A 22,647-nucleotide genomic window follows, 5' to 3' on the forward strand; every position below is an offset into this window, starting at 1 on the left:
ATTATTTACAAGTTTTTTGGATTTCCAAAGCTCTTTCTAATCCCCATTTTGGAGAAAAAGGTGTTGCTGGTTTAAAATTATTAAAAAGTTCAATAGATTTATCAACTTGTGCGCATAAAGGTTTTGTGTCAACACCTGTCCATTTTGCGCCTCCCAATTGGTAATCTGCTTCACCAAAAACGGCTCTAGGATTGTTTGGATCTAATGCTTTAGCTTTTGCATAAGCTTCCATCACTTTTCCAGAATATTTCATTCCGTTTGTCATTGGGTCAGCCACAACATATCCTGTGTAAATCAAAGCCTGCATAACATATAATTCTGAATTGGTTTGATCTTTTATCAATTCTACATCTAAGGCATCTTGCGCTTTTGTCAATAACAAATCGATTTTTGTTTTATCTTTTTCTGTAAATACTGCTGTAGTATTAATTAAAGCAATATAATAATTTGGTAAATAACTGTTTTTTTCTGCAGCTGCAATTCTTTCAAATAATTGTGAAGCTTCTGTATTTTTGCCTTCTTTCCAAAGCCCAAAAGCTTTTGTCATTCCTTGTTCAAATTGAGTTTGAGCTGAAGTAATTACAACTACAAATAATGCGATTAATGTGATGATCTTTTTCATTTTATAAGTTATTTAATGGTTTGTTTATATGGATTAGTTGTTTAGAATACAATTTCAATTTTAGAATCTTTGCTGACATCAAATTTAGCATCTTTATACGACGGCGGTCCCATAAATCCCTTTGCATTGTTTGAAGCGGCATAATCTTCTGATGGAATTCCCATTGCGTTTCTGTCCAGTTTCCCGTTGTTGTTTTCATCGTGATAGGTTGAAATCGCATATTCACCCGCAGGAAGATTTTCAAATGTCACCACTGCTTTGTTGTTTTTAATTTCAGAAGCAAGGCTTTTGTAAGTTGTTTTAAGAAACGTTCCGTCTGAATTATATAATCCAACTTTGACAACTCCTGTATTGTTTTTTATACCTGAAACAGCAACAGTTAATTTCACATTTTGAGCAGACATTAAACTGCAGATAAATAAAATAGTGATGGTAATAATTTTGGTCATGATTTTTTTTTTTAAAGGTTCTTTTTTTTAAGGTTCAAAGGTTCAGAGCTACAAAGGTTCAAAGTTTGATTTTCTAATTATCAAGATTCTAAAACTTTGAACCTTTGTCACTTTGTTTCTTTGTCACTTTTAATTTACACTTCAAAAGTATGTTGGTTTTTAGTCTTTTAAAATTAAATGATACTGAGTTGTTGATTTTTGATGATGAATTGTTTTTTTTTAAAGAGACAAAGGTTCAGAGAGACAAAGTGACAAAGGGCTCTTTGCAAATCTTCTAAAGAAACTTTGTCACTTTGTACCTAAACTACAAGTTCTTCAACTGATTCTCATTTTTATTCTGGCTGATAGTCCAGAAGAAACCTACGAAGAAAAATCTGTCTGCAGTTGGAATTACAGCTTGTCTTTGATAAACTCCACTTGGATCTGGATTTCTCGCATAATCGTATCCGAAAACATTTTTTGTTCCTAAAATGTTCGAAACAGAGAAATAAAGGATTTTTTGTGTTGTTAGTAAATATGCCCAGTTAAAACTCAAACTATTATATGATTTTGTTTTTCCGTTCATAAACTGTGTCTGATTTGGATCGTTATACGGACGTCCTGAACTAAAACTGTTTGTAAAACCAATTTGCGATTTCCAGTCTGTTATGAAATATTTTGTGACAACAGATAAATTATGATTGGCTACAAAACTTGGCGTTACCATACTTGGAAAGTTTTTATACTGTCTCTCTGAATCGATGTAAGAATACGAAATCCAATATTCTAAGTTCTTGTACAAATTACTGTCTCTCCAAAGCAAATCAAATCCTTTTGCATAACCCGATCCGTTATTATTGAAAACCGAATTGTATTGAATATCTCTTGTATCGTATTGAACTAAATTGTTGTAATCTTTATAATACAACTCTGTTCTAAGCAATTGCCCTGGTTTTGAAAACGTATAATTTAAAATATAATGTCTTGCTTTTTCACTTTCAAACTGATGGTATTTTGAATATTTGATATAATCTACAACTGGCGTCTGAGTAAAATCTCCATAAGCGAAAGAAAACTGACTGCTTTTTGAAAGTTTATATCCTAATGAAGCTCTTGGAGCAATTTCGTTTTCATTTAATAAACTATTATTCGAATATCTTAAACCTACTTTTAAAGCCAGTTTTGTAGAAAATGAAATATCTCCTTCAGCGTAAGATGCAAAAATATTAGAATCGTAACCGTTTTGAACAGCTGTGGTACTAGCAATATCTTCATTATATTTTGTAATAAAATAATCAGATCCAAAAGACAATCTAAAATGATTGGAAACTTTTTTAGATAATTTTAGTTTTAGTTGCGCAGCATTTTCCTCACTATTAATTCCAGTAATATCGTATTTCAGTTTGTTTTTACTGTAACCATAACTAATTCCAGATGTTAACTGCCAACCTGATCCAATGCTTCCTTTGTAAGATGAATTCAGATAGAAATTATTATTATTCATATCTGTTCTTATAGGATTTTCAAAATTGACATTTTTCTGATTTAAATCGAATCTTTCCGAATCGAAAGAAGCATATAATTTGAATATTCCGTTTGTAAACTTATATCTGTAAACTGTTTCACCTCCTAAAGATTGATACGGATTGTTCCAATCTACATTTTGAGGAATAACCGCCTGATAAGGTGCTAGATTAACATACATCATATTCACACTCAAAGAACTTTTATTCCATTTTTGTGTATTCCCTAAACTCAAACCAACCGTCATAAATCCGATATCTGTTTTTTCGTGATCTTCTTCGTCCTGAGTATTCAAAAGCAAAACACTTGATAATGCTTCACCGTATTCAGCAGAATAACCTCCCGTAGAAAAAGCGATTCCACTAAATAAGAAAGGAGAAAATCGGCTTCTTGTTGGTAAATTATTAGTTGTAGCACCGTATGGTTGCGCAACGCGAATTCCGTCCACAAAAGTTTGCGTTTCGTTTGCTTCACCTCCACGCACGAACAAACGTCCGTCTTCACCTACACTTTGTGTTCCTGGCAAAGTCTGCAATGCCGCAACAATATTTCCTGCAGAACCTGCCGTTGTAACAATATCTAAAGGTTTTAAAACAGAAACTCTTGCCTTGTCTCCGGATTCTAAAGTTCCTGCTGTAATGACAACTGCATCAAGAGAATTCATGTTCTCTCTGAGTTTTATAGTTTGATTTTTATAATTGGTAACATCTATTTCGGTTTTGAAAGTTTCGAAAATTAGAAAGCTTACTACTAAAAATTTATTTCCAGCTTCAGTAGTTTCAAAAGAAAACTCTCCTGTTTCAGAACTTGTAGCTCCATCATAAGTTCCGTCAATATAAATGTTAGCTCCTACAACTGGTTTACCTTTTGGATCTGTTACTTTTCCTGAAATAATATTCTGGGCAAAAGTAAAAGCACTTAACAATAATAAAATAAAAGTAATTCTGGTTTTCATGATTATTGGTTTTTGATGAGGCAAATGTATTTTAACAATTCCTGTTAAAAAATATATAATAACCCAATTGTAGATTTTCGAGGATGAGTTGTAAAATACTTATTTGTATCTTTAGCTAGGAAAACCAAAATCATCTTTTATGTCAGAAAGTAAACGAATTTCAAATCTATATCAATCCATTTATAATGGAAATCCGTGGCTTGAAGTAAATCTTGCCAATACCTTAAAAAATGTCACAGCAGAACAGGCGTACAGAAAAGCAAATCCGAATCTCAATACGATTTGGGAAATTGTAAACCATTTGATTCAATGGAGAAGAAACATTTTAGAACGCATGCAGGGAGAAGTTATCGCAACACCCGATCATAATTATTTTGTGCCAGTTTTAGATCCTTCTGAAGTAGCTTGGGAACAATCGCTTCAAACATTGGCAAAATCTCAAGATTCATGGACTGCTTTTTTTGAAAGTTTTAATGATGAAGATTTAGCAAAAATCTACGCTAATAATGGCCATACTTATTATGAGCACATTCACGGAATTATTCAGCATGATGTGTATCATTTGGGGCAAATTGTTATTTTGAAGAAAATGCTTTAATTGAATTTAAACACATAGAAACATAGATTTTTTATTTCTAGAAAAGAATGTTTAGAAAATCTAGATTTTACACATAGCTATGTGTATGCAAATGAAATGCCTTCAGCACGTTTTACAACTATGTTTCTATGTGTTAAAATAAAAAACATTTATATGAAAACCTTTATTTTTATCCTAGCATTTTTACTTTTTTCCACAATCGGATTTTCTCAAGAAACCGAAGTAAAATATGATGAAGCATTAGCAAAATCACTTCATGCCGACGAATACGGAATGAAGAAATATGTTTTTTGCCTTTTGAAATCTGGAAGCAATACAACAACATCAAAAGAAGAAAGTAAAAAACTCTTTGAAGGTCACATGGCAAACATTGGGAAATTAGCTAAAGAAGGAAAACTGGTTGTAGCTGGACCTTTCATGAAAAATGACAGAAACTATCGAGGCATTTATATTTTTAATGTCGAAACTATAGACGAAGCCAAAGCTCTTGTTGCCACTGATCCCGCAATAAAAGCCAATTTACTCGAAGCCGAATTAACGCCTTGGTATTGCACTGCCGCATTACAGGAAATTCCAAAAATGCATGATAAAATTGCCAAGACGAAAATGTAGAATATGAAAACAGAAAAAGAAAAAATGATCTCTGGCGAATATTATAACGCTTTTGATCCCGAATTAGTAAAAGGCCGTCGAACAGCCAAAAATCTTTTACATAGTTTGAATGTAAAAGAATACAGAGTGACCAAAAAAGCAAAAGAAATTCTAAAAGAATTAATTCCAAATACAGGTGAAGGCTTTTATATAGAACCTCCCTTTCACTGCGATTATGGTTATAATATTTTCTGCGGAGACAACGTTTATTTCAATGTGAATTGCGTTGTTTTGGACTGTGCGCCTGTAAATATTGGTTCAAATGTATTTATTGCGCCAAATGTTCAAATCTATACAGCTTCGCATCCGCTTGACGCTGAATTAAGAAAAACCTTAGAAAATGCTTATCCTGTTACCATTGGAGACGATTGCTGGATTGGTGGTAATTCGGTTATCTGTCCAGGAGTCACAATCGGAAAAGGTTGTGTTATTGGCGCCGGATCTGTTGTTACAAAAAATATTCCGGACAATTCGCTGGCAGTTGGAAATCCTGCGAAAGTTATTCGAAAATTGAATCAAGAACCTGAATCCAAAAAATAATGCTTACCCTTAATAAAGTTCATCATATTGCCATTTTATGTTCCGATTACGAAAAGTCGAAACACTTTTATACCCAAATTTTAGGTTTAACCATTATTAGAGAAATTTATCGCGAAGAACGTCAATCTTATAAATTAGATTTGGCTTTGAATGGCTCTTATGTTGTGGAATTATTTTCCTTTCCAAATCCGCCACAAAGACCTTCAAGACCTGAAGCTGTTGGTTTAAGACATTTGGCTTTTGAAGTGATTAATCTCGAAGAAACAATTGCTTTTTTAACTTCCAAGAACATAGAATCAGAACCCATCAGAATTGATGAAACGACTGAAAAACGTTTTACATTTATAGCCGATCCTGATTTGTTGCCGATTGAGTTTTATGAAAGATAGGTCTTTCAGAGGGACAAAGGTTCAAAGTTACAAAGGAACAAAGGTTTTGCCAACAGTTTTTTGAATTGCGTCCAGCTTTAGCTGGATGAATAAATTTATAGTCTCAAATAGGCTTTAGCCAAACAACGAATTGTTTGGCTAAAGCCCTTATCTTGTCTTACTTTCTACATCCAGCTAAAGCTGGACGCAATGCAAAACTTTGTCGCTTTGTAGCTTTGCAACTCCGCCTCTTAAAAAGAAAGATTTTTCTTGTTTATATGAGTTTTAACACACTAAAATCAAGATTTACTAGAAAAAACCGAATTTCATGCTTAAATTTGTAACCCGCAGAAAAAAAATTGCGGATCTTCAAATTTATAGTGATGAACAAAACGGCGCAAATCAAAAAAAATCATCAATTAATCAAACTCCGAAAATTAGTTATTGTTTCTATTTTAATTGGCTTCTTATCAGCCTTTCTCGGAATTTCACTTAAAAAAATAACCGAATATTACGAAGAAATCTTCTTTCACGAAGTATCGGTTCACCCAGTATTTTATATCGTATTTCCAGTTTTTGGATTGTCGGTAATTTATTTCTTAAGACAATATCTTTTTAAGAAAAAAGAAAACAAAGGAATTAAAGAAGTTTTTGAAAGTACAGCATCAAAATCTAAAAATCTTCCATCTTATAAAATTCCATCTCACTTCATCAACGGATTATTAACGGTTATTTTCGGAGGGTCAACAGGAATTGAAGTTTCAACTGTTGTCGCAACGGCAACTATTGGTTCTGTTGCTCACGAAAAAGAAAATGTTTTCCGTCAATACAAAACAGAATTAATCTGTGCGGGAGTTGCAGCAGGTGTTACAGCACTTTTCAGCAGTCCGATTGCGGGAGTTTTATTTGCTTTCGAAGTGATTTCTAGAAAAGTTACCCGAGCTTTTATCATTTCAAATGTAATTGCAGTTTCTATCGCATTTGGTTTATTGACCATTTTAAAAGAAGAACCATTGTTTGCAGTTTCAATCGCAACATGGAATTTAAAAGCAATTCCATACTTTATTCTTTTAGGAATTTTGGCGGGAATGAATTCGGTTTATCTAACAAAATGTGTCTTGTTTTTCAAATCACAATTCGGAAAAATCAATACACATTATTACAAAATCATTTTAGGATCAGCGGTTTTAAGTCTTTCTTTATTCTTTTTTCCACAATTGTATGGAGAAGGTTATCATGCTATAAAAGGAATTTTTGGAAACTCGGCGCAGCTTCCTTTAACAATAACTTTAGCCTTGACTTTTATTGCAATTTTAATTCTAAAACCAATTGTTACTTCTATAACATTGGCTTCTGGCGGTGACGGAGGAGTTTTTGCACCAAGTTTATTCATAGGAGCATTTTTAGGATTATTATTAGCTTCTATTCTAAACAGCTTTTTCCATGTAAATGTAATTCCGGTTAACTTTATGATTATCGGAATGGCAGCGGTTTTAAGTGCTAGTATTCATGCTCCATTTACAGCTATTTTCTTGGTTTGTGGTTTAACAAACGACTATACTTTGTTTTTCCCAATTTTAGTAGTTTGTTTGATTTCAAAATACACTGCGAAAACAATTTATCCGTATACCGTTTACAGTTATTCGCCAAGTTTAATTAAATAATCTCAGCGTAATAATCTGCAGGTTTTAAGATTAAAAACATACAGCAAAGTATATTTAAAAGCATAACGAGTAAAATAAATCCACACATAATGCCAACTGAAAAAATAAGAAGAAGCTACCGCAAAACACGTTATATTCTTTATAAAGAAACCTTAATTGATTCTAAAGAACACTTTTGGTCTTTTTTAGGTTCATTCGTCGGAATCGGAATTTTGGCTTACGTACAATCGATACATTTTTCTGGTCCTGATGCCGTCTATTTAATTGGTTCTTTTGGAGCATCGAGTGTTTTGGTTTACGGAATTATTCAGAGTCCATTTTCTCAGCCTCGAAATTTGATTGGTGGCCACTTAGTTTCTGCTATTGTTGGCGTAACAGTTCACAAATTAGTTCCTGATGTTATGTATATTGCCGCACCTTTGGCAGTTTCTCTTGCCATTATTTTGATGCAGATTACCAAAACGCTTCACCCACCTGGAGGTGCAACAGCTTTAATCGCTGTTATTGGAACCGAAAAAGTAAAAGCATTGGGTTATATGTATGTACTTTCTCCAGTTTTAGTAGGCGTTCTGATTTTATTTTTAACGGCTTTGATTTTTAATAATATGACTTCAAGCAGAAGTTATCCGAACAACTATCACAAACATTATCATAAGATTCGAAAAAGATTGGCGAGAAAATAGTTTTTCATTTTCTTCCTGCCAGGTTTTCAAAACCTTGTAGGTATTACTTTAAATACAAAACAAACCTACAAGGTTTTGAAAATCTTGCAGGATAAGTAAAGGAATTAAAACACAGAAAAACAAGAGTTTAAAATCTTTTCAACAAATCGCAATTCCTGATTCGTATTTCATTTTTTATATTTTACCTTTGACCTCTCAATAAAAACAAAGATTATGGTTTATAAATTTAGAGTTATTCTAGACGCCGAAGAAGATATTTTCAGAGACATTGCTATTCTTGAAGATGATACTCTTGAAGATTTACACAATGCCATCTTCAACGCTTTTGGCTTTGACGGATCAGAAGTGGCTTCATTTTATACTTGTGATGATACTTGGAATCAAGAAGATGAAATTCCGCTTTTTGATACTGGAGATATTCCTGGCGAAATGAGAACGATGAACGATTATCCGTTATCTAGTATTTTAGACAAAGAAAATACAAAGATTATCTACGTTTATGATTTCATCAGCATGTGGACTTTCCTTGTAGAATTGGCTGCTATCGAAGACGAACAAGTTGGAGTAACTTACCCAGAAACTTTATTCTCTCACGGCGAAATGCCAGCTGACGCTATCGAAAAAAACTTCGAAGCCGACGACATGCACGACGATATCTACGGAGAATTTGAAGACGATTTAGACGAAGACGATCTTGATATGTTCGAAGGAGATGACAGCTTCGAAGATTATGGATTTGAGGAGAATTGGAATTAGTCAAAGGCTCAAAGCTGCATAGGTACAAAGGCTCAGAGGTTTTTAAAATCTGACGATTTTAAAATTAATATTTTTCTTACTTTTATATTTTAATTTACTTTTGAATATAAAATATGAATACTTTTAGAAGTCTTTTTGTCTGGCAAAAATCCATGGCCTTTGTTACAGAAATTTACCAATTAACAGCATCATTCCCTAAAGAAGAAATCTACGGATTGACTTCACAAATTAGAAGAAGTTCAGTTTCAATTCCCAGCAATATTGCTGAAGGTTATGGAAGAGATGGAGACAGTGATTATTTACGCTTTTTAAATATCTCTATGTCATCCTTATTTGAAATACAAACACAACTAGAAATTTCTTTTAATTTAAAATTTTTAACTGAAAATCAATTTAATAAAATATTTGGTGACAGTAGAGAAATAGAACGAATGTTGAGTTCTTTTATACGAAAAATAAAAGATCGAAAATAACCTTTGTTCCTCTGAACCTTTGCACCTCTGAACCTAGCAAAATATGATCAACTTATTCAACACCCACATCGAAACGCTTGCGATACATCGCGTAGGAAATAAAAGTCGTAACGAACCGATTTTTTTATCAGAGCAACCATTTAACTTAAATGATGAAATTGTTCCTTTGATAAAAGAATTCTTTTTTAAGCCATTTAGAGAAAAAGAAGAAAACTATTATCAGTTTGCACACGAAGTAGATTTGGACTACAACGACATGTTTAAATATGCAACTGAGATTTTCGCTAATCCAGCAAATGTTCACGAGGTTTCTAAAAACATCACCAAACATTTGTACGAGCAGTCAAATCATCCGCATATTAAAAACGGAGAGGTTTATGTAACGTATTTGACTAATCTTAGTATTGACAACAATGTTGTAGATGCAATCGGAATTTTTAAAAGCGAATTACAAGCAGACTTTTTACAATTTGAAGAAAAAAACAGCAACCTTGAAATGATTCTTCAACAAGGAATCAATTTGAACAAACTGGATAAAGGTTGTTTGATCTTCAACTTTAAAAAAGAAGAAGGATACAAAATCCTGACTGTAGACAGCAACCGTTATGATGCTCGTTACTGGTTAGAGCACTTTTTATCTGTTGATGCCTTTGAAGATGAAAATTTCATCACTAAAAAATATTTAAAGTTCTGTCAAAACTTCGCAAAAGACGTGGTTTTGCCAGCAGAAGACAAGAAAGAGGAAGTAATGTTTATGAACCGATCTGTGAATTATTTCGCTAAAAATGATCAGTTTGAAGAGCAGAATTTCTTGAATGAAGTACTAGACAATCCTGATTTGATTCCTGAATTTAAAAACTATAAAGTTGATAAAGGAGAAAAATACAGCATCGAAGATGTTACCTCATTCCCTATTGCCAACGCAGCAGTTTCTGACGCTAGAAAATCGATTAAAAACGTAATTAATTTGGATACTCACATTCAGATTAAAATGGATTTTATCAATCCTGAAAGTGCAGAAAAATTTGTTGAAAAAGGCTGGGATGAAGAAAAACAAATGTATTACTACTTAGTTTACTTCAACAAAGAAGAGAAAAGCTAAGAAGTTTTCATTTTCTATTACTTACTTAATACAGAAAACGGCAGTTACAAATGTAACTGCCGTTTTTTATTGCCACTATTCTATACTATAAAACAGAAAATACTGCTTTTACAATATCATCATAAACTTGTTTGTTTCTTTCGCCTGCACGAGCCAAAACCCTAATTCCAGAATAATTATTGAAGATAAATCGAGCTAGAACTTTTGCCTCCAACAGAGTAGAAATATGTCCTACCTCCTGCCCTTTTTTAACAGCATTTGTAAAAACCTCTTCCATGATCTGAGTGTTATTTTTTACAATATTCGCAATCTCTTCGTCATGCATCGCCAGCTCAACAGAAGAATTAACCATAAAACAACCTTTTGTAATTCGGTCTTCCAAACTCTCCAGTACGGCTTGCTTAAAAATATCGCGTAACGTTTCTTTGACATTCTCAGATTTTTCTAAAAGATCTTTTACAGTGTCCTGAGCTTGTTGCTGATAACGTTGTAAAGATTTCGAAAACAATTTTTGTTTATCTCCAAAAGTATCATACAAACTAGATCGGCTTAATCCCAAATGAGTTACCAAATCCTGCGCAGAAGTTCCGTTGTAGCCTTTGTGCCAGAAAATTTCAATTGCTTTTTCTAAAGCCTGATCCTCATTAAATTCTTTTGTTCTAGCCATCGCTTCAAAATTAAATTCATTCACAAAGATATCAAAAATACGGAACAATCGTTCCTGAATTAGTCAAAAAAAATTATAGTACTGTGTTTACAATAAGTCCACCATCAACCACAATTTCAGTTCCGTTAATAAACGAAGCATCATCTGAAGCTAGGAAACTTACCGTTTTTGCAACTTCTGAAGCCTGAGCAAAACGTTTCAACAAAATCTTCTGACTTAAAGCTGCACCCAAACCTTCAACATCTTCTTTTTCTAAACCAACTTTTCCGTAAAGCGGAGTTTCAACAGGACCAGGCGAAACAGCATTTACTCTAATTTTTCTTGATGCCAATTCTACTGCAAAAACTTTGTTTAATGATAATACAGCAGCTTTACTTGCAGCATAAACACTAGAGTTTGGCATTCCAACATGGGCGTTTACAGAAGTATTGAAAATAATAGAACCTCCATCATTTAAAATCGGTAATACTTTTTGAACGGTAAAATAAACTCCTTTTACGTTCACATTCATAATACTGTCATAATGTTCCTCTGAAGCTGAGTCAACTGGAGCGAAAGCGGCAATTCCAGCATTCAAAAATAGAATATCTACTTTTCCGAATTTTGCTTTTACTTCTTCAACTAAATTATCAATTGATTTTAAGTCTGATTGATCTGCCACAATTCCAGTAACTTTCAATTCTGTTTCTGCTTTTGCTAAAGCTTCTTTGTTTCTTCCTGTTACGATTACTTTAGCACCTTTTGCTACTAAGTCTGCTGCAGCTGCATATCCAATTCCACTGTTTCCGCCTGTTACGATTGCAACTTTGTTTTCTAAATTTTTCATTTTATTTACTATTTAAGTTATTGATTATTCAATTATTATGGTACAAAGATATAATAACGGAACGATCGTTCCGTTATTATTAATGTTAATTTTTAGTTAAAATAAAAAACTCCATCTCGAAAGCCCTTAATTATAAGGAAAACAACTATTTAACCATAGAGGAAAGAAATCGAAAAATGTCGTACATTCTTAATTTATCCTTAATTTTGCATTAAAAAATAACTCAGATGGATATTCAATTTTTTAAAGAAAGTCCTTTTACCACTATAATTTCATTCCAAAAGCTAATCGAATCCTTCGAGGAAATTGCTTTGTCTGATGTTGATTACAGATCAGATTATGCAAAAGCAATTTTGAAGCAGATTGATTTGATTCCTGAATTAAGAACAGGAATTACGGATTATTCTCTTATAAAAGAAAATGAGCCTTTAATCAAAAACATATTAGCCGATTTATTCCCGACTGCATTAACACAAAACGAAATAAAAGCGGTTACCATTCCATTTCAAAACATCTCCTTTAATTATACAGAACGTTTTAAAAAGATTCTGAAAAATGCAGGAGACGAGTTTTATATGGAAATTCGTGATTTTAGTGAACATCAATTCTATATCAATAATTGTTGTTTGATTTTAAGTTATTATTACAATCAACATATCGATTTTAATCAGCCTTTTTTCTATGATATTCCAGATGAAAATGGTGTAGAAAGACATTATCGTATTTTATACAATGCTGATTTCATGGAAATTATTCCAACAGAAAACGTTGTTCCTTTAACTCAAGAAGACATTGACCAACTTATTGACAACTACAATGATATTGATTTGTGGAAATCTAAATTCCCAAAAGGAAGCTGGATTTTAAAAGGTTTTGGAATTGTTTCTTTGTTTGATGCAACAACAGAAAGTGCTATTTCTACCTTAAAAAGTAATTTACTAAAGCCTGGAGCAACAACTGCGACGTCTGGCGAAGAAATTTCTAATATTTTTCAATCTATTTTTAATCTTGCGGATTTAAAGGTCGGTTTTATTATCTATAATCCAGAAGAAGAAAAATTTCTCAGACCTGAAAAATACGATACACAACTTAGAAGTTTTTTACTTTCTACCGAACAGGAAGTAGATTGTAAAAATGCTTTCTTTGGTTGCTCTTTTGAAAATTTATTGGACAAGAACGAACCTTTTGTAATTTCTAATGTCAAAAAATTCACAGAAGAATCAACAAATAAAAGATTGGGCGAGCATTTGTTAAAGCAAAATATTCAAAGTTGCATTTTTGCTCCAGTCATCAAAGACGATCATTTATTAGGAGTTGTAGAATTAGTTTCTGAAAATCCGAGAGATTTAAATAGTGTAAATGCTACAAAACTTGATTTGGTTCTGCCGTATTTAACCGATACAATTGATCGTTATAATACCGACATGCAGCATCAAGTTGAAGCGATTATTCAGCGAGAATACACTACAATTCACCCGAGCGTATATTGGAAGTTTAAAAAGGAATCACAGAATTATTTTCAAAATCTGAATCATACCAAAGATTATATTTTTAAAGAAATTGTTTTTAAAAATGTATTTCCATTGTATGGACAAATTGATATTAAAAGTTCATCAGAACATAGAAATGAAACGGTAAAAATTGATTTAAAAAGTCAATTGACAGCACTTTTGGAAATCTTTGACAATCAGAAACCAAACTCTAATCTCGTTCTTTTGGAACAAAGAAAATTTGAATTGGAATCGTTAAGAGATGAATTGGATTTTCCTTTAAAAGCAGATACTGAACAGCACATTCAACGTTATATTGAAGAAGAAATCCATCCAATATTAAAGAATACAAAAGGAAATGCAAAAGATGAAAAATTAGCAGAATTGTATTTCGAAAAATTGGATGAGAAAACAGGAATGTTTTATCACGAAAGAAAGAAATTCGACAATGCGATGTCCATTATCAATAAAAGACTCGCAACTGTTTTAGATAAAAAACAAATTGAAGCGCAGCAGATTTATCCGCATTATTACGAGCGTTTTAAAACCGATGGTGTAGAACACAATTTGTATATCGGAGCTTCAATTTCACCAACTAAACCGTTCGACATTATGTACTTGCATAATCTTCGTTTGTGGCAATTGCAGACTTTATGCGAAATGGAATTGGAACATCATGAACTTAAAGAATCACTTCCTTATGAATTGGATGTTACTTCTTTAATTTTAGTTTTCAGTTCTCCGCTTTCTATTCGTTTTAGAATGGATGAAAAACGTTTTGATGTTGATGGAACTTACAATGCAAGATACGAAGTCGTTAAGAAACGAATTGACAAATCGAACATTAAAGGAACAAACGAAAGAATTACCGAAAAAGAGAAAATTACAATCGTATATTCTCAAAACAGTGAAGAAGCAGAATATTTAAAATACATTAAATATCTTCAACACAAGAAAATCTTGGAACCTGCCATAGAACAATTTGAAGTAGAAGATCTTCAAGGTGTTTCTGGTCTGCGAGCGATTCGAGTTAAGGTGATTAACAATATCTCCAATTCGGACACTAAAAAGATAACTTATCAAGATTTATTAGATGAGCTCAACTAAAAGTTGAGCTTTTATCTTTAAAGTTTACGAAAAACTTTGTCAAAGCTTGAAACTTTGACAAAGTTTTCAATCGTAAATTAAATAGATTTAAAAGCGATTACAAATGAAATTACTGTGATAATAAGTCCAAACATGAAAAAGTTGTACGCAATTCTCAGTAAATTATATTTCCGTTGCAAAACCAATCCCAGATAATACAAATCTTTAATCATTGTTGAATACAGATAATCTCTGTCTTTCATCATTTCGTTCATTGCCCAATCGTAATCTTCAAGAGGCATTTTATAGAAATTTCCGAAAAACATCAAATTGACCTTTTTGGCTTCGACATCATCTCGTGTAAAAAATCCAGAAGTTACTTTTGGTCTAGTCGAAAGAATTGCAAAAATAATTGTAATTACGCTCGACATCAGCATGATAAATGTCGGAACAACCAAGTGAGCATTTTTCGGACTATCCAATTTTGGAATAATAGACGATAAAGCAATCGAAATAATAATTGCGTTTACAGACAATAAAATATTGGCTTTACTATCAGCAATACCACTTAAACGAGTATGGTTTCCGAGTGTTACACGAAACAAAGTATCAATTCCACGATCTGGTTTTTCTGCTTTGTCTTTCTTTTTATTTTCTTCTTCAAGTGCAGCTGCAGCTTTCAATTCTTGTTTATTGATTTTTTTCTGAATTAATAGTAGATTTTTTTCTTTCAAAGGTTGCCATTTTCTCAAAGCGTAATCGGTGTAGAATCTATGTTTGTTCATTAAAAAATTCAAGTTTTCTCTCGTCCATTCCGAATTAGAGAAACTTACAATTCCGGTATTTTTTAGTTCCAAACGTAATAATTCACAAGTTGTCGCATATTCTTCACCCATTAAATGTGCATAATCTGCATCTCTAATAATTTTTTCTAAATGCGTTCTTGGTACATATTCTTTAACTGTTGCCAGAATTAAGCTCGAAACAAGAGCAATAAAATCTTCCGATTTTCCTTTTTCTCTTAAAAAATCAGCTGCAATTTTTGTACTTGCTTTTTCATGGTTTTCATATCCTTCAACATATCCTGTGTCATGAAACCATGCTGCAACCAGAAGCGCCTCTTTATCATCACCTTCTACATCTTCTTTTTTACAGAGTTCTTTTACCGCTGTAACTACTGTGAAAGTATGGTTAAAATTATGATAAGAATATAGATTAGAAAGTTTATCTTTGAGTAAATTACCGACAAAATCCTCGGATTGTTCTATTAGATTCATAAAGAATATTTTTATACCACTAAATTATGAAATTGTTTTTGGATAATCATTTTATTGCAAAAATTAAAACGGGAACTATTGCTTTAGCTATACTTTTTCTGGTTTATTCTTGTGCAACACACAAGCCCCAATACGGAAAAAATGTAAGTTCGATTGAGAATGAAAACGCAACTGACTCTATAAAAGTTGATCACACTTTTTATCTGGTCGGAGATGCTGGAAATGCTGACGAAACTCAAGCAGAACAAACTCTAGAACTTTTACATCAAAGACTAAAAAAAGCCAGTAAAAAATCTACGCTACTTTTCTTAGGAGATAATATTTATCCTAAAGGTTTTCCTGCTGATAAAAATGCTGAAGATAGAGGACTAGCAGAAACAAAACTGAAAAATCAATTAAAACTGGCAGACGGCTATAAAGGAAAAACGATTTTTATTCCTGGAAATCACGATTGGTACAGCGGCATTAAAGGTCTTGAGCGTCAGGCTGATTTTGTAACCAAACATTTAAATGATAAAAAAGCTTTTTTACCAAGAAAATCTTGTCCGATAGAAGATGTTAAAATTGATAGTATTACAACGTTAATAACGGTTGATAGTGAATGGTTTCTTGAAAATTGGGATGATCACCCAACAATCAACGATAATTGTGAGATTAAAAGCAGGGAAGCTTTCTTTGAAGAACTAGAAGGACTTTTAAACAAAAATCAGGAAAAAACAGTTATTCTTGCTATACATCATCCTTTATTAAGCAACGGAACTCATGGCGGACAATTTTCGTTAGAGAAACAATTATTTCCGTTGGAAAAGAAAATTCCTCTTCCGATAATTGGTTCTTTTATCAATTTATTGAGAAAAACATCTGGTGTAAGTCCGCAGGATATTCAGAATAAACAATACACCATTTATGCTAAGCGAATTAAAACGCTTTTGCAAAAGCAGAAAAATGTCATTGTCGTTTCTGGACATGATCATAATCTACAGTACATCAGCAATGAAAATATTCAACAGATTATCAGTGGCGCAGGCTCTAAATCTGAAGCGGCAAGAGCTGTAAACGAAAATGACTTTTCATACGGAGGAAATGGTTATGCTACTTTAACTTTATTTAAAAGCGGTGATGCTAAAGTTTCATTCTATGGAAATGAAAACAATAAAGAGAAACTTCTTTTTGAACGTGAAATTATAAAAGCCAAAGAAATTAACTGGGCATCTGATATTCCGAATAAATTTCCATCAAAAATTACAACTTCTATCTATTCACCAAAAATGACAGATAAAAGCTGGCTTCATAGTTTTTTATTCGGTAAACATTACCGAAAATATTACAGCATGCCAATTGAAGCTACTGTAGCCACTATCGATACTTTAAAAGGTGGTCTAACTCCAATTCGTGGAGGTGGCGGACATCAATCTGTTTCTTTAAGAATGTCTGATCCAAAAGGTCGCGAATTTGTAATGCGTGGTATGAAAAAAAGTGCAACCGTCTTTTTACAATCTGTTGCATTTAAAGATCAATATGTTGTGAATGATTTTGAAGATACGTATGCTGAAAGTTTCTTGTTTGACTTTTATACTACTTCTCACCCATATGCACCGTATGCAATCGACGGTATGTCTAACAAAATTGGATTGTTGCATACCAATCCGATTTTATATTACATTCCGAAACAAAATGGTTTAGGCGAATTTAATGCGGGATTTGGAGATCAATTGTATATGATTGAGGAAAGACCTGCTGACAATCATTTAGATGGAAAAAACTTTGGTAATCCAAGTAATATTATTGGTACAGACGATGTGATGCTTAATCTTCATAAAGACGAAAAATACTCGATTGACGAAAAAGAATATATAAAAGCCCGTTTGTTTGATATCTTAATTGGAGATTGGGATAGACATAGTGATCAATGGCGCTGGGCCGAATTTAAAAAGGACGGAAAAGTAATCTACAAACCGATTCCGCGCGACAGAGATCAGGCCTTTGTAAAATATGATGGTGCTTTGCTTTCTATTTTAATGAATATTCCAGCATTGCGTCATATGAGAACTTTTAAAGATAAAATTGGCAATGTAAAATGGCTGAGCAGAGAACCTTATCCTCAGGATTTGGCTTTCTTAAAAACTACCGATCAAAAAGACTGGATTGAACAAGCAAAATACATTCAGGAGAATTTATCTGACAGCGATATTGAAAATTCTTTCAAGAATATGCCTAAAGAAGTTCAGGACGAAACGGTTCAGGAAATCATTCGAAAATTAAAAAACAGAAAAAAAGAACTTCAAAAATATGCCGCTATTTATGCTGATGTTTTAAGCAAAACGGTAATGATTGCAGGAACAGACAAGAAAGACAAATTTGTTCTAAACCATAATGCGAAAAAGAGCATTGAAATTCAGGTATTCAGATCTAAAAAAGAAGGTGATGAATTACTATATACCAAAACGGTCACCGATGCAAAAACTAGAAATTTATGGATTTATGGTTTAGACGATAATGATACTTTTGAAGTAAAAGGCAATCAGAAATCAAGAATTAAAGTTCGTTTAATTGGTGGTCAGAATAATGACACTTATAATATTGAAAACGGAAGAAAGGTTATTGTGTACGATTTTAAATCAAAAGAAAACACTTATAATTTAGATTCTAAAACTCAGACGCAGTTAACGGATGATTATGATGTTAACACGTACAATTATGAAAAACCTAAATACAATGTCATTTCAGGTCTTCCAGACATTGGTTTTAATCCTGATGATGGTGTCAAAATGGGAGTCAATTTAAATTATACAGTAAATAATTTCAAACAGAATCCGTACACGCAAAGACATATTTTTAATGCTTTTTATTATTTTGCTACTGGTGGTTTAGAATTTAATTATGCTGCACATTTCCCAGGTTTACTTGGTAGATGGGTTATTGATGTTGAATCACTTTATACTACTCCAAACTTTGCCATGAATTATTTTGGTTATGGAAATGAATCTCAATATGATGATGATCTTAGCATGGATTACAATCGTGTTCGAATTAGAAAATTCAATGCTTCTGGAGCTATTCGACATGTTGGAAGATATGGAAGTGAATTTAGCATTCAGCCAATTTTCCAGAGAATGACAGTTGAAGAAACAGATAATCGATTTATTGACACTCCAAACATTGTAAATCCTGATGTATTTAATAGCCAGAATTATGGAAGTTTAAAAGTGAAGTATGTTTTCAAAAATTCAGATTTTGCTGCAAAACCAACTCTAGGAATGTATTTTATGCTGGCTGGAACTTGGACAACAAATTTGGATGAAACCAATAAAAACTTCCCGACTCTTGAAAGTATTTTAGGTTTTACACATCGAATTGATAAAGAAGGTAAATTGGTTTTGGCAACTTATCTTAAAGGAAAAACTATTCTAAACAATAATTATGAATTCTATCAGGGTTCTTCTTTAGGAGGTGATACTGATTTGCGTGGTTTTAGAAACGAAAGATTTTTAGGAAACTCCTATTTCTCACAAAGTTCAGATTTACGTTTAAGTCTTGGCAGAATCAGAAAAACGATTGCTCCTTTTACTTATGGTATTTTAGGAGGTTTCGATTATGGAAGAATTTGGCTTGACGGAGAAAATTCAAGAAAATGGCACCACGATTATGGTGGAGGACTTTGGTTAAATGCTGTAAATGTTTTAACTGCCAGAATCTCCTATTTTAAATCTCCTGACGAAATTGGAAGGGTGATTTTTGGAGCGGCTTACAGTTTTTAAAGATTCTGAGGGACTAAGATTCTAAGTTTTTTTTCAGCCACGAATTCACGAATTATTTTTTACAAAAAACTTAAATTCTAATTCGTGGCTATTATTTTCAACTTGTTCAAAAACTTAGAACCTTAGTAACTTAGCATCTTAAAACCTCTAATTAAAGCTTAAATTCATAAACCTTTCCTCCTATTTTATTTGTTTTTTCATCGGCAATCAGTAAAGTGTTGTTGTCTTTAAAAACGATCGATTCTTTTTGAGAAAAATGATTCAAGTTTATTTCGGTTTGAGTTCCTTTATGAAATAAATCTCCTTTAAAATCTTTAAATAGCAGCACTTTATCATGACTTAATAAAGCTACTTTTTTACCGTCAGGACTTAAGGAAGCGCTTGTCAGTACACAATGATTGTAATTGTTGCATGTTTTGAATTCTCCAATTTTTACTGCTTTTTGAGTACCGGCAGCATTTTTTATTTTGTAGATAAAAACTGTTCCATCAAAACCTTTACTTCTGTTTTTTGTAAAAAGATAAAAATAACCGTTCATTTCGAAGAAACTTTCGACATCAAAAAACAATTCTTTTTTCTTTGGAGGAAATTCTTTCTGTTCTGGATAAGAAAATGAGATTTTATACTCGGCTTTAGCCAAATCATTATTCAACTGATTTTTGGCGACTTTATAAATACATAAATCTCTTCTTTTGTTATCATTGTTTCCAAAATCACCAATATAAATATTTCCCGCTTTATCTTTTGTGATGTCTTCCCAATCTACATTTGTAGCATTCGATATCGTAATTGTTTTCGCAAGTTTTCCTTTTGAATCAATAGCGTAAATCGCATTTTTATTTCCACTATCTTCTAAAGTATAAAGCAAATTGTTTTCAGGAAAATAGGTTATTCCCGAAACTTCTTTTAATTTCTTTGGAAGTGAATAAAGTTCCTTTAGATCAGAACCCGATTGTTTCTGACAAGCTAATAAAACTATAGAAACTGCTACTAAGAAAAATTTTTTCATAGATTGTTCTTTTTTTAAAACCATATAAGTCATGTAAGTAAATTTAAGAAGTTTTCCTTAAATAATCTTATATGACTTATATAGTGAAAGTGTTTTTTAAACTAGGTTTGTGTTTTTAAAATTACGGGTAATAAACTCAAATGCCGCGTGCATAATATGTCCCATTGATTTGGCGTTTTTAAATTTCATATCATTGGTATATCGGTACAATTCCATTTTCAGTTGATTTAGATGTTCTTCTGTTGAAATGGTATCGTGGCACATGATATTCAAAAGCTTTTTAATTCTGTTTTCTGCAGAATGGATACGTTTAGCTAGAATCGCTCTTTCTTCATCTTTATACTGAATAATAGAACGTTCTTCTAGTTTTTCTTTTATGAGCTTGATCATTGGGAAATTTTCCTTGAAAAACTGCGGACGATACACTTTAAAATTACCTTCATAACATTGCTGATCAAAATCGATTGGGCGAATTTTATAAACCACCTGATCAAAATCGTGAATTGGGACAATTACATAATTGTACGCTCTCATATCTCCTAAAAGACGAATCATACAGCGTTCGTTAAACTTAACAAATTCTTTCGCAATCTGTGCTTTTTCCATTTCAGAACAACTTTCTAACAAAGTATCCATAAAAACATCGCCTGGAATTCCGATAATATGTTCTTCGATCAAAGTATCATTATAAACCAAAAAATTGATTTTATCTGGTGATAAAATATCTTCTAGTTCCAATCCGTAAATTCGTGATGCATCGGCTTTTTTGATATAAAAGTGAACGTAATTATCATTCAGAATATTTCGAACTTTGATTCTGAACGGTTTTGAATTTCCGAAAGTACAATAATCAATGGCGTCGATATTTAGAAATTGGATAATCTCGCTGTTACCATCAGAATGCAAAAGAGAATAAATTCTTTTTAAATTTAAATCAATTTCATTTCTTTCAAATTCGCTGTAATAAACCCGAATCCAAAGAGTATCATTATCATGTTTATCATAAACATTTATGGAACCTGAAAAACGAAGCAAGTCATCATAAAACACGGAAACTTTAGAAATACGTTCGTATCGCTCCAAATAACTTAAAAGTGGTTGTGTTAAAGGATAAGAAGGTTTTTTTAAAACCATTAAAGGCTCGCTCATTTTAAATATCTTTATTACAAATTTACGTCAATACGATTTAATGTTAGAAATTAAAGTAACAAAAATCAAATTGATTCGTCATACTTAAAACTAAAACCAGAAAAATTTGGAAACCATATTAACCATTGAGAATCTAAACAAAAGATACGGCCGGATTCAGGCTTTAAAAAATGTATCTTTCAGTATACAAAAAGGTCGAGTTTATGGCATTCTTGGCCCAAACGGCAGCGGAAAATCGACAACATTAGGAATTGTACTAAATGTTGTAAACAAATCTTCTGGTAATTATCGCTGGTTTGATGGCAAGGTAGAAACACATGAAGCCTTAAAAAAAGTTGGTGCTATTATTGAACGTCCAAACTTTTATCCTTATATGACAGCTGAGCAAAACCTGAAACTGGTTTGTAAAATTAAAAACATTAACTATGCTAAGGTTAATGAAAAATTAGAATTGGTTGGTTTAAGCGAAAGAAAAGACAGCAAATTCAGTACTTTTTCTTTAGGAATGAAACAACGTTTGGCTATTGCATCTGCTCTTTTGAATGATCCTGAAATTTTAATTTTAGACGAACCTACTAATGGTTTAGATCCGCAGGGAATTCACCAGATTCGAGATATCATTAAAAAAATTGCTTCGCAGGGAACTACAATTTTGCTGGCTTCTCATTTGTTAGACGAAGTTGAAAAAGTATGTTCTGAGGTCATTGTTTTAAGAAAAGGAGAAGTTTTATATTCTGGTTCTGTAAACGGAATGTCTGCAAATGAAGGTTTCTTTGAAATTTCTTCGAATGATAATAACGCTCTAAAATCAGTTTTAAGTATTCATGATGCTGTTGAACAAATTAAAGAAGAAGACGGAAAAGTTTTGGTTTATTTAAAATCAGACTTATCAGCTTCAGATTTAAACCAGTTTTTATTTTCTAAAAATATTGTTTTAAGTCATTTGGTTAAACGTAAAAATAGTCTGGAAGCTCAATTTTTAGAATTAACCCAAAATACCAATCCAAAAAACAACTAAGCC

General features: G+C 32.3%; 20 protein-coding genes. 12 read left to right on the forward strand and 8 right to left on the reverse strand.

The annotated features are described in order from the left end of the window. Position 1 precedes the first annotated feature (1 nt). The 3 genes from VGE71_RS19165 to VGE71_RS19175 form a co-directional block, all read right to left on the reverse strand. Entirely contained in the window at positions 2-622 is a 621-nt protein-coding gene (locus VGE71_RS19165) for a hypothetical protein (RefSeq protein WP_331139742.1), read from the reverse strand. Positions 623-663: 41 nt separating this feature from the next. Continuing rightward, the gene (locus VGE71_RS19170; protein WP_331139743.1) at positions 664-1,071 is read right to left on the reverse strand and encodes a DUF2141 domain-containing protein; all 408 of its coding nucleotides are present in this window, start codon (positions 1,069-1,071) and stop codon (positions 664-666) included. Between the two features lie 304 nt (positions 1,072-1,375). Further along, on the reverse strand, positions 1,376-3,529 hold the full coding sequence (locus VGE71_RS19175; protein ID WP_331139744.1) for a TonB-dependent receptor: 2,154 nt from the start codon (positions 3,527-3,529) through the stop codon (positions 1,376-1,378). Positions 3,530-3,668: 139 nt separating this feature from the next. On the opposite strand from VGE71_RS19175, the gene VGE71_RS19180 reads away from it, so the two are divergent. From VGE71_RS19180 to VGE71_RS19220, 9 genes are all read left to right on the forward strand, one after another. After that, on the forward strand, positions 3,669-4,127 hold the full coding sequence (locus VGE71_RS19180) for a DinB family protein (RefSeq protein ID WP_331139745.1): 459 nt from the start codon (positions 3,669-3,671) through the stop codon (positions 4,125-4,127). A gap of 153 nt (positions 4,128-4,280) precedes the next feature. Next, complete coding sequence (locus VGE71_RS19185) at positions 4,281-4,739, forward strand: YciI family protein (protein WP_331139746.1); 459 nt, start codon at positions 4,281-4,283, stop codon at positions 4,737-4,739. A 3-nt stretch (positions 4,740-4,742) separates the two neighbouring features. Next, positions 4,743-5,318: a sugar O-acetyltransferase gene (locus VGE71_RS19190; RefSeq protein ID WP_331139747.1), complete on the forward strand. Its 576-nt coding sequence runs from the start codon at positions 4,743-4,745 to the stop codon at positions 5,316-5,318. Further along, positions 5,318-5,707 carry a VOC family protein gene (locus tag VGE71_RS19195; protein WP_095931000.1) on the forward strand — a complete coding sequence of 130 codons (390 nt, stop codon included), beginning with the start codon at positions 5,318-5,320 and terminating at the stop codon, positions 5,705-5,707. Before VGE71_RS19190 ends, VGE71_RS19195 begins: the two co-directional genes overlap by 1 nt. Before the next feature lie 362 nt (positions 5,708-6,069). Then, positions 6,070-7,350, forward strand: coding sequence for a chloride channel protein (locus VGE71_RS19200; RefSeq protein ID WP_331139748.1), 1,281 nt, complete (start codon positions 6,070-6,072; stop codon positions 7,348-7,350). Between the two features lie 89 nt (positions 7,351-7,439). Next, positions 7,440-8,033 carry an HPP family protein gene (locus VGE71_RS19205; protein ID WP_331139749.1) on the forward strand — a complete coding sequence of 198 codons (594 nt, stop codon included), beginning with the start codon at positions 7,440-7,442 and terminating at the stop codon, positions 8,031-8,033. A 213-nt stretch (positions 8,034-8,246) separates the two neighbouring features. Further along, a complete protein-coding gene (locus VGE71_RS19210; protein WP_331139750.1) occupies positions 8,247-8,789 on the forward strand; it encodes an IS1096 element passenger TnpR family protein in 543 nt (180 codons plus the stop codon). Between the two features lie 113 nt (positions 8,790-8,902). Then, entirely contained in the window at positions 8,903-9,262 is a 360-nt protein-coding gene (locus VGE71_RS19215) for a four helix bundle protein (RefSeq protein WP_331139751.1), read from the forward strand. A gap of 43 nt (positions 9,263-9,305) precedes the next feature. Next, positions 9,306-10,364, forward strand: coding sequence for a nucleoid-associated protein (locus VGE71_RS19220; protein WP_331139752.1), 1,059 nt, complete (start codon positions 9,306-9,308; stop codon positions 10,362-10,364). 85 nt (positions 10,365-10,449) lie between these two features. On the opposite strand, the gene VGE71_RS19225 is transcribed toward VGE71_RS19220, so the two are convergent. Then, positions 10,450-11,031 carry a TetR/AcrR family transcriptional regulator gene (locus VGE71_RS19225; RefSeq protein WP_331139753.1) on the reverse strand — a complete coding sequence of 194 codons (582 nt, stop codon included), beginning with the start codon at positions 11,029-11,031 and terminating at the stop codon, positions 10,450-10,452. A gap of 73 nt (positions 11,032-11,104) precedes the next feature. Next, the gene (locus tag VGE71_RS19230; protein ID WP_331139754.1) at positions 11,105-11,857 is read right to left on the reverse strand and encodes a glucose 1-dehydrogenase; all 753 of its coding nucleotides are present in this window, start codon (positions 11,855-11,857) and stop codon (positions 11,105-11,107) included. A 227-nt stretch (positions 11,858-12,084) separates the two neighbouring features. Between VGE71_RS19230 and VGE71_RS19235 the strand changes: the two genes are divergently transcribed. Further along, positions 12,085-14,454, forward strand: coding sequence for a GAF domain-containing protein (locus VGE71_RS19235; RefSeq protein WP_331139755.1), 2,370 nt, complete (start codon positions 12,085-12,087; stop codon positions 14,452-14,454). A 77-nt stretch (positions 14,455-14,531) separates the two neighbouring features. Here the strand turns inward: VGE71_RS19235 and VGE71_RS19240 are convergent, their stop codons facing one another. Then, complete coding sequence (locus VGE71_RS19240; RefSeq protein WP_331139756.1) at positions 14,532-15,710, reverse strand: Pycsar system effector family protein; 1,179 nt, start codon at positions 15,708-15,710, stop codon at positions 14,532-14,534. A gap of 26 nt (positions 15,711-15,736) precedes the next feature. On the opposite strand from VGE71_RS19240, the gene VGE71_RS19245 reads away from it, so the two are divergent. Beyond that, positions 15,737-19,468: a metallophosphoesterase gene (locus tag VGE71_RS19245; protein WP_331139757.1), complete on the forward strand. Its 3,732-nt coding sequence runs from the start codon at positions 15,737-15,739 to the stop codon at positions 19,466-19,468. Positions 19,469-19,619: 151 nt separating this feature from the next. Here the strand turns inward: VGE71_RS19245 and VGE71_RS19250 are convergent, their stop codons facing one another. Further along, positions 19,620-20,477 (reverse strand): hypothetical protein, encoded by an 858-nt coding sequence (locus VGE71_RS19250; RefSeq protein ID WP_331139758.1) that lies wholly within the window; start codon positions 20,475-20,477, stop codon positions 19,620-19,622. Between the two features lie 96 nt (positions 20,478-20,573). Then, a complete protein-coding gene (locus tag VGE71_RS19255) occupies positions 20,574-21,626 on the reverse strand; it encodes a hypothetical protein (protein WP_144218471.1) in 1,053 nt (350 codons plus the stop codon). A gap of 106 nt (positions 21,627-21,732) precedes the next feature. On the opposite strand from VGE71_RS19255, the gene VGE71_RS19260 reads away from it, so the two are divergent. Further along, positions 21,733-22,644, forward strand: a complete 912-nt coding sequence (locus VGE71_RS19260; protein ID WP_331139759.1) for an ABC transporter ATP-binding protein — start codon at positions 21,733-21,735, stop codon at positions 22,642-22,644. Positions 22,645-22,647: the final 3 nt, after the last annotated feature.

It is taken from the genome of Flavobacterium sp., from assembly GCF_036405015.1.
GTDB lineage: Bacteria > Bacteroidota > Bacteroidia > Flavobacteriales > Flavobacteriaceae > Flavobacterium.

What these genes read in the sequence shown, in the direction of transcription:
- VGE71_RS19250 (WP_331139758.1), bottom strand. Translation starts at nt 20,477, where the DNA reads ATGAAAAAATTTTTCTTAGTAGCAGTTTCTATAGTTTTATTAGCTTGT.
- VGE71_RS19195 (WP_095931000.1), top strand. Translation starts at nt 5,318, where the DNA reads ATGCTTACCCTTAATAAAGTTCATCATATTGCCATTTTATGTTCCGAT.
- VGE71_RS19175 (WP_331139744.1), bottom strand. Translation starts at nt 3,529, where the DNA reads ATGAAAACCAGAATTACTTTTATTTTATTATTGTTAAGTGCTTTTACT.
- VGE71_RS19220 (WP_331139752.1), top strand. Translation starts at nt 9,306, where the DNA reads ATGATCAACTTATTCAACACCCACATCGAAACGCTTGCGATACATCGC.
- VGE71_RS19230 (WP_331139754.1), bottom strand. Translation starts at nt 11,857, where the DNA reads ATGAAAAATTTAGAAAACAAAGTTGCAATCGTAACAGGCGGAAACAGT.
- VGE71_RS19240 (WP_331139756.1), bottom strand. Translation starts at nt 15,710, where the DNA reads ATGAATCTAATAGAACAATCCGAGGATTTTGTCGGTAATTTACTCAAA.
- VGE71_RS19170 (WP_331139743.1), bottom strand. Translation starts at nt 1,071, where the DNA reads ATGACCAAAATTATTACCATCACTATTTTATTTATCTGCAGTTTAATG.
- VGE71_RS19180 (WP_331139745.1), top strand. Translation starts at nt 3,669, where the DNA reads ATGTCAGAAAGTAAACGAATTTCAAATCTATATCAATCCATTTATAAT.
- VGE71_RS19205 (WP_331139749.1), top strand. Translation starts at nt 7,440, where the DNA reads ATGCCAACTGAAAAAATAAGAAGAAGCTACCGCAAAACACGTTATATT.
- VGE71_RS19165 (WP_331139742.1), bottom strand. Translation starts at nt 622, where the DNA reads ATGAAAAAGATCATCACATTAATCGCATTATTTGTAGTTGTAATTACT.
- VGE71_RS19255 (WP_144218471.1), bottom strand. Translation starts at nt 21,626, where the DNA reads ATGAGCGAGCCTTTAATGGTTTTAAAAAAACCTTCTTATCCTTTAACA.
- VGE71_RS19235 (WP_331139755.1), top strand. Translation starts at nt 12,085, where the DNA reads ATGGATATTCAATTTTTTAAAGAAAGTCCTTTTACCACTATAATTTCA.
- VGE71_RS19225 (WP_331139753.1), bottom strand. Translation starts at nt 11,031, where the DNA reads ATGGCTAGAACAAAAGAATTTAATGAGGATCAGGCTTTAGAAAAAGCA.
- VGE71_RS19210 (WP_331139750.1), top strand. Translation starts at nt 8,247, where the DNA reads ATGGTTTATAAATTTAGAGTTATTCTAGACGCCGAAGAAGATATTTTC.
- VGE71_RS19190 (WP_331139747.1), top strand. Translation starts at nt 4,743, where the DNA reads ATGAAAACAGAAAAAGAAAAAATGATCTCTGGCGAATATTATAACGCT.
- VGE71_RS19215 (WP_331139751.1), top strand. Translation starts at nt 8,903, where the DNA reads ATGAATACTTTTAGAAGTCTTTTTGTCTGGCAAAAATCCATGGCCTTT.
- VGE71_RS19185 (WP_331139746.1), top strand. Translation starts at nt 4,281, where the DNA reads ATGAAAACCTTTATTTTTATCCTAGCATTTTTACTTTTTTCCACAATC.
- VGE71_RS19245 (WP_331139757.1), top strand. Translation starts at nt 15,737, where the DNA reads ATGAAATTGTTTTTGGATAATCATTTTATTGCAAAAATTAAAACGGGA.
- VGE71_RS19200 (WP_331139748.1), top strand. Translation starts at nt 6,070, where the DNA reads ATGAACAAAACGGCGCAAATCAAAAAAAATCATCAATTAATCAAACTC.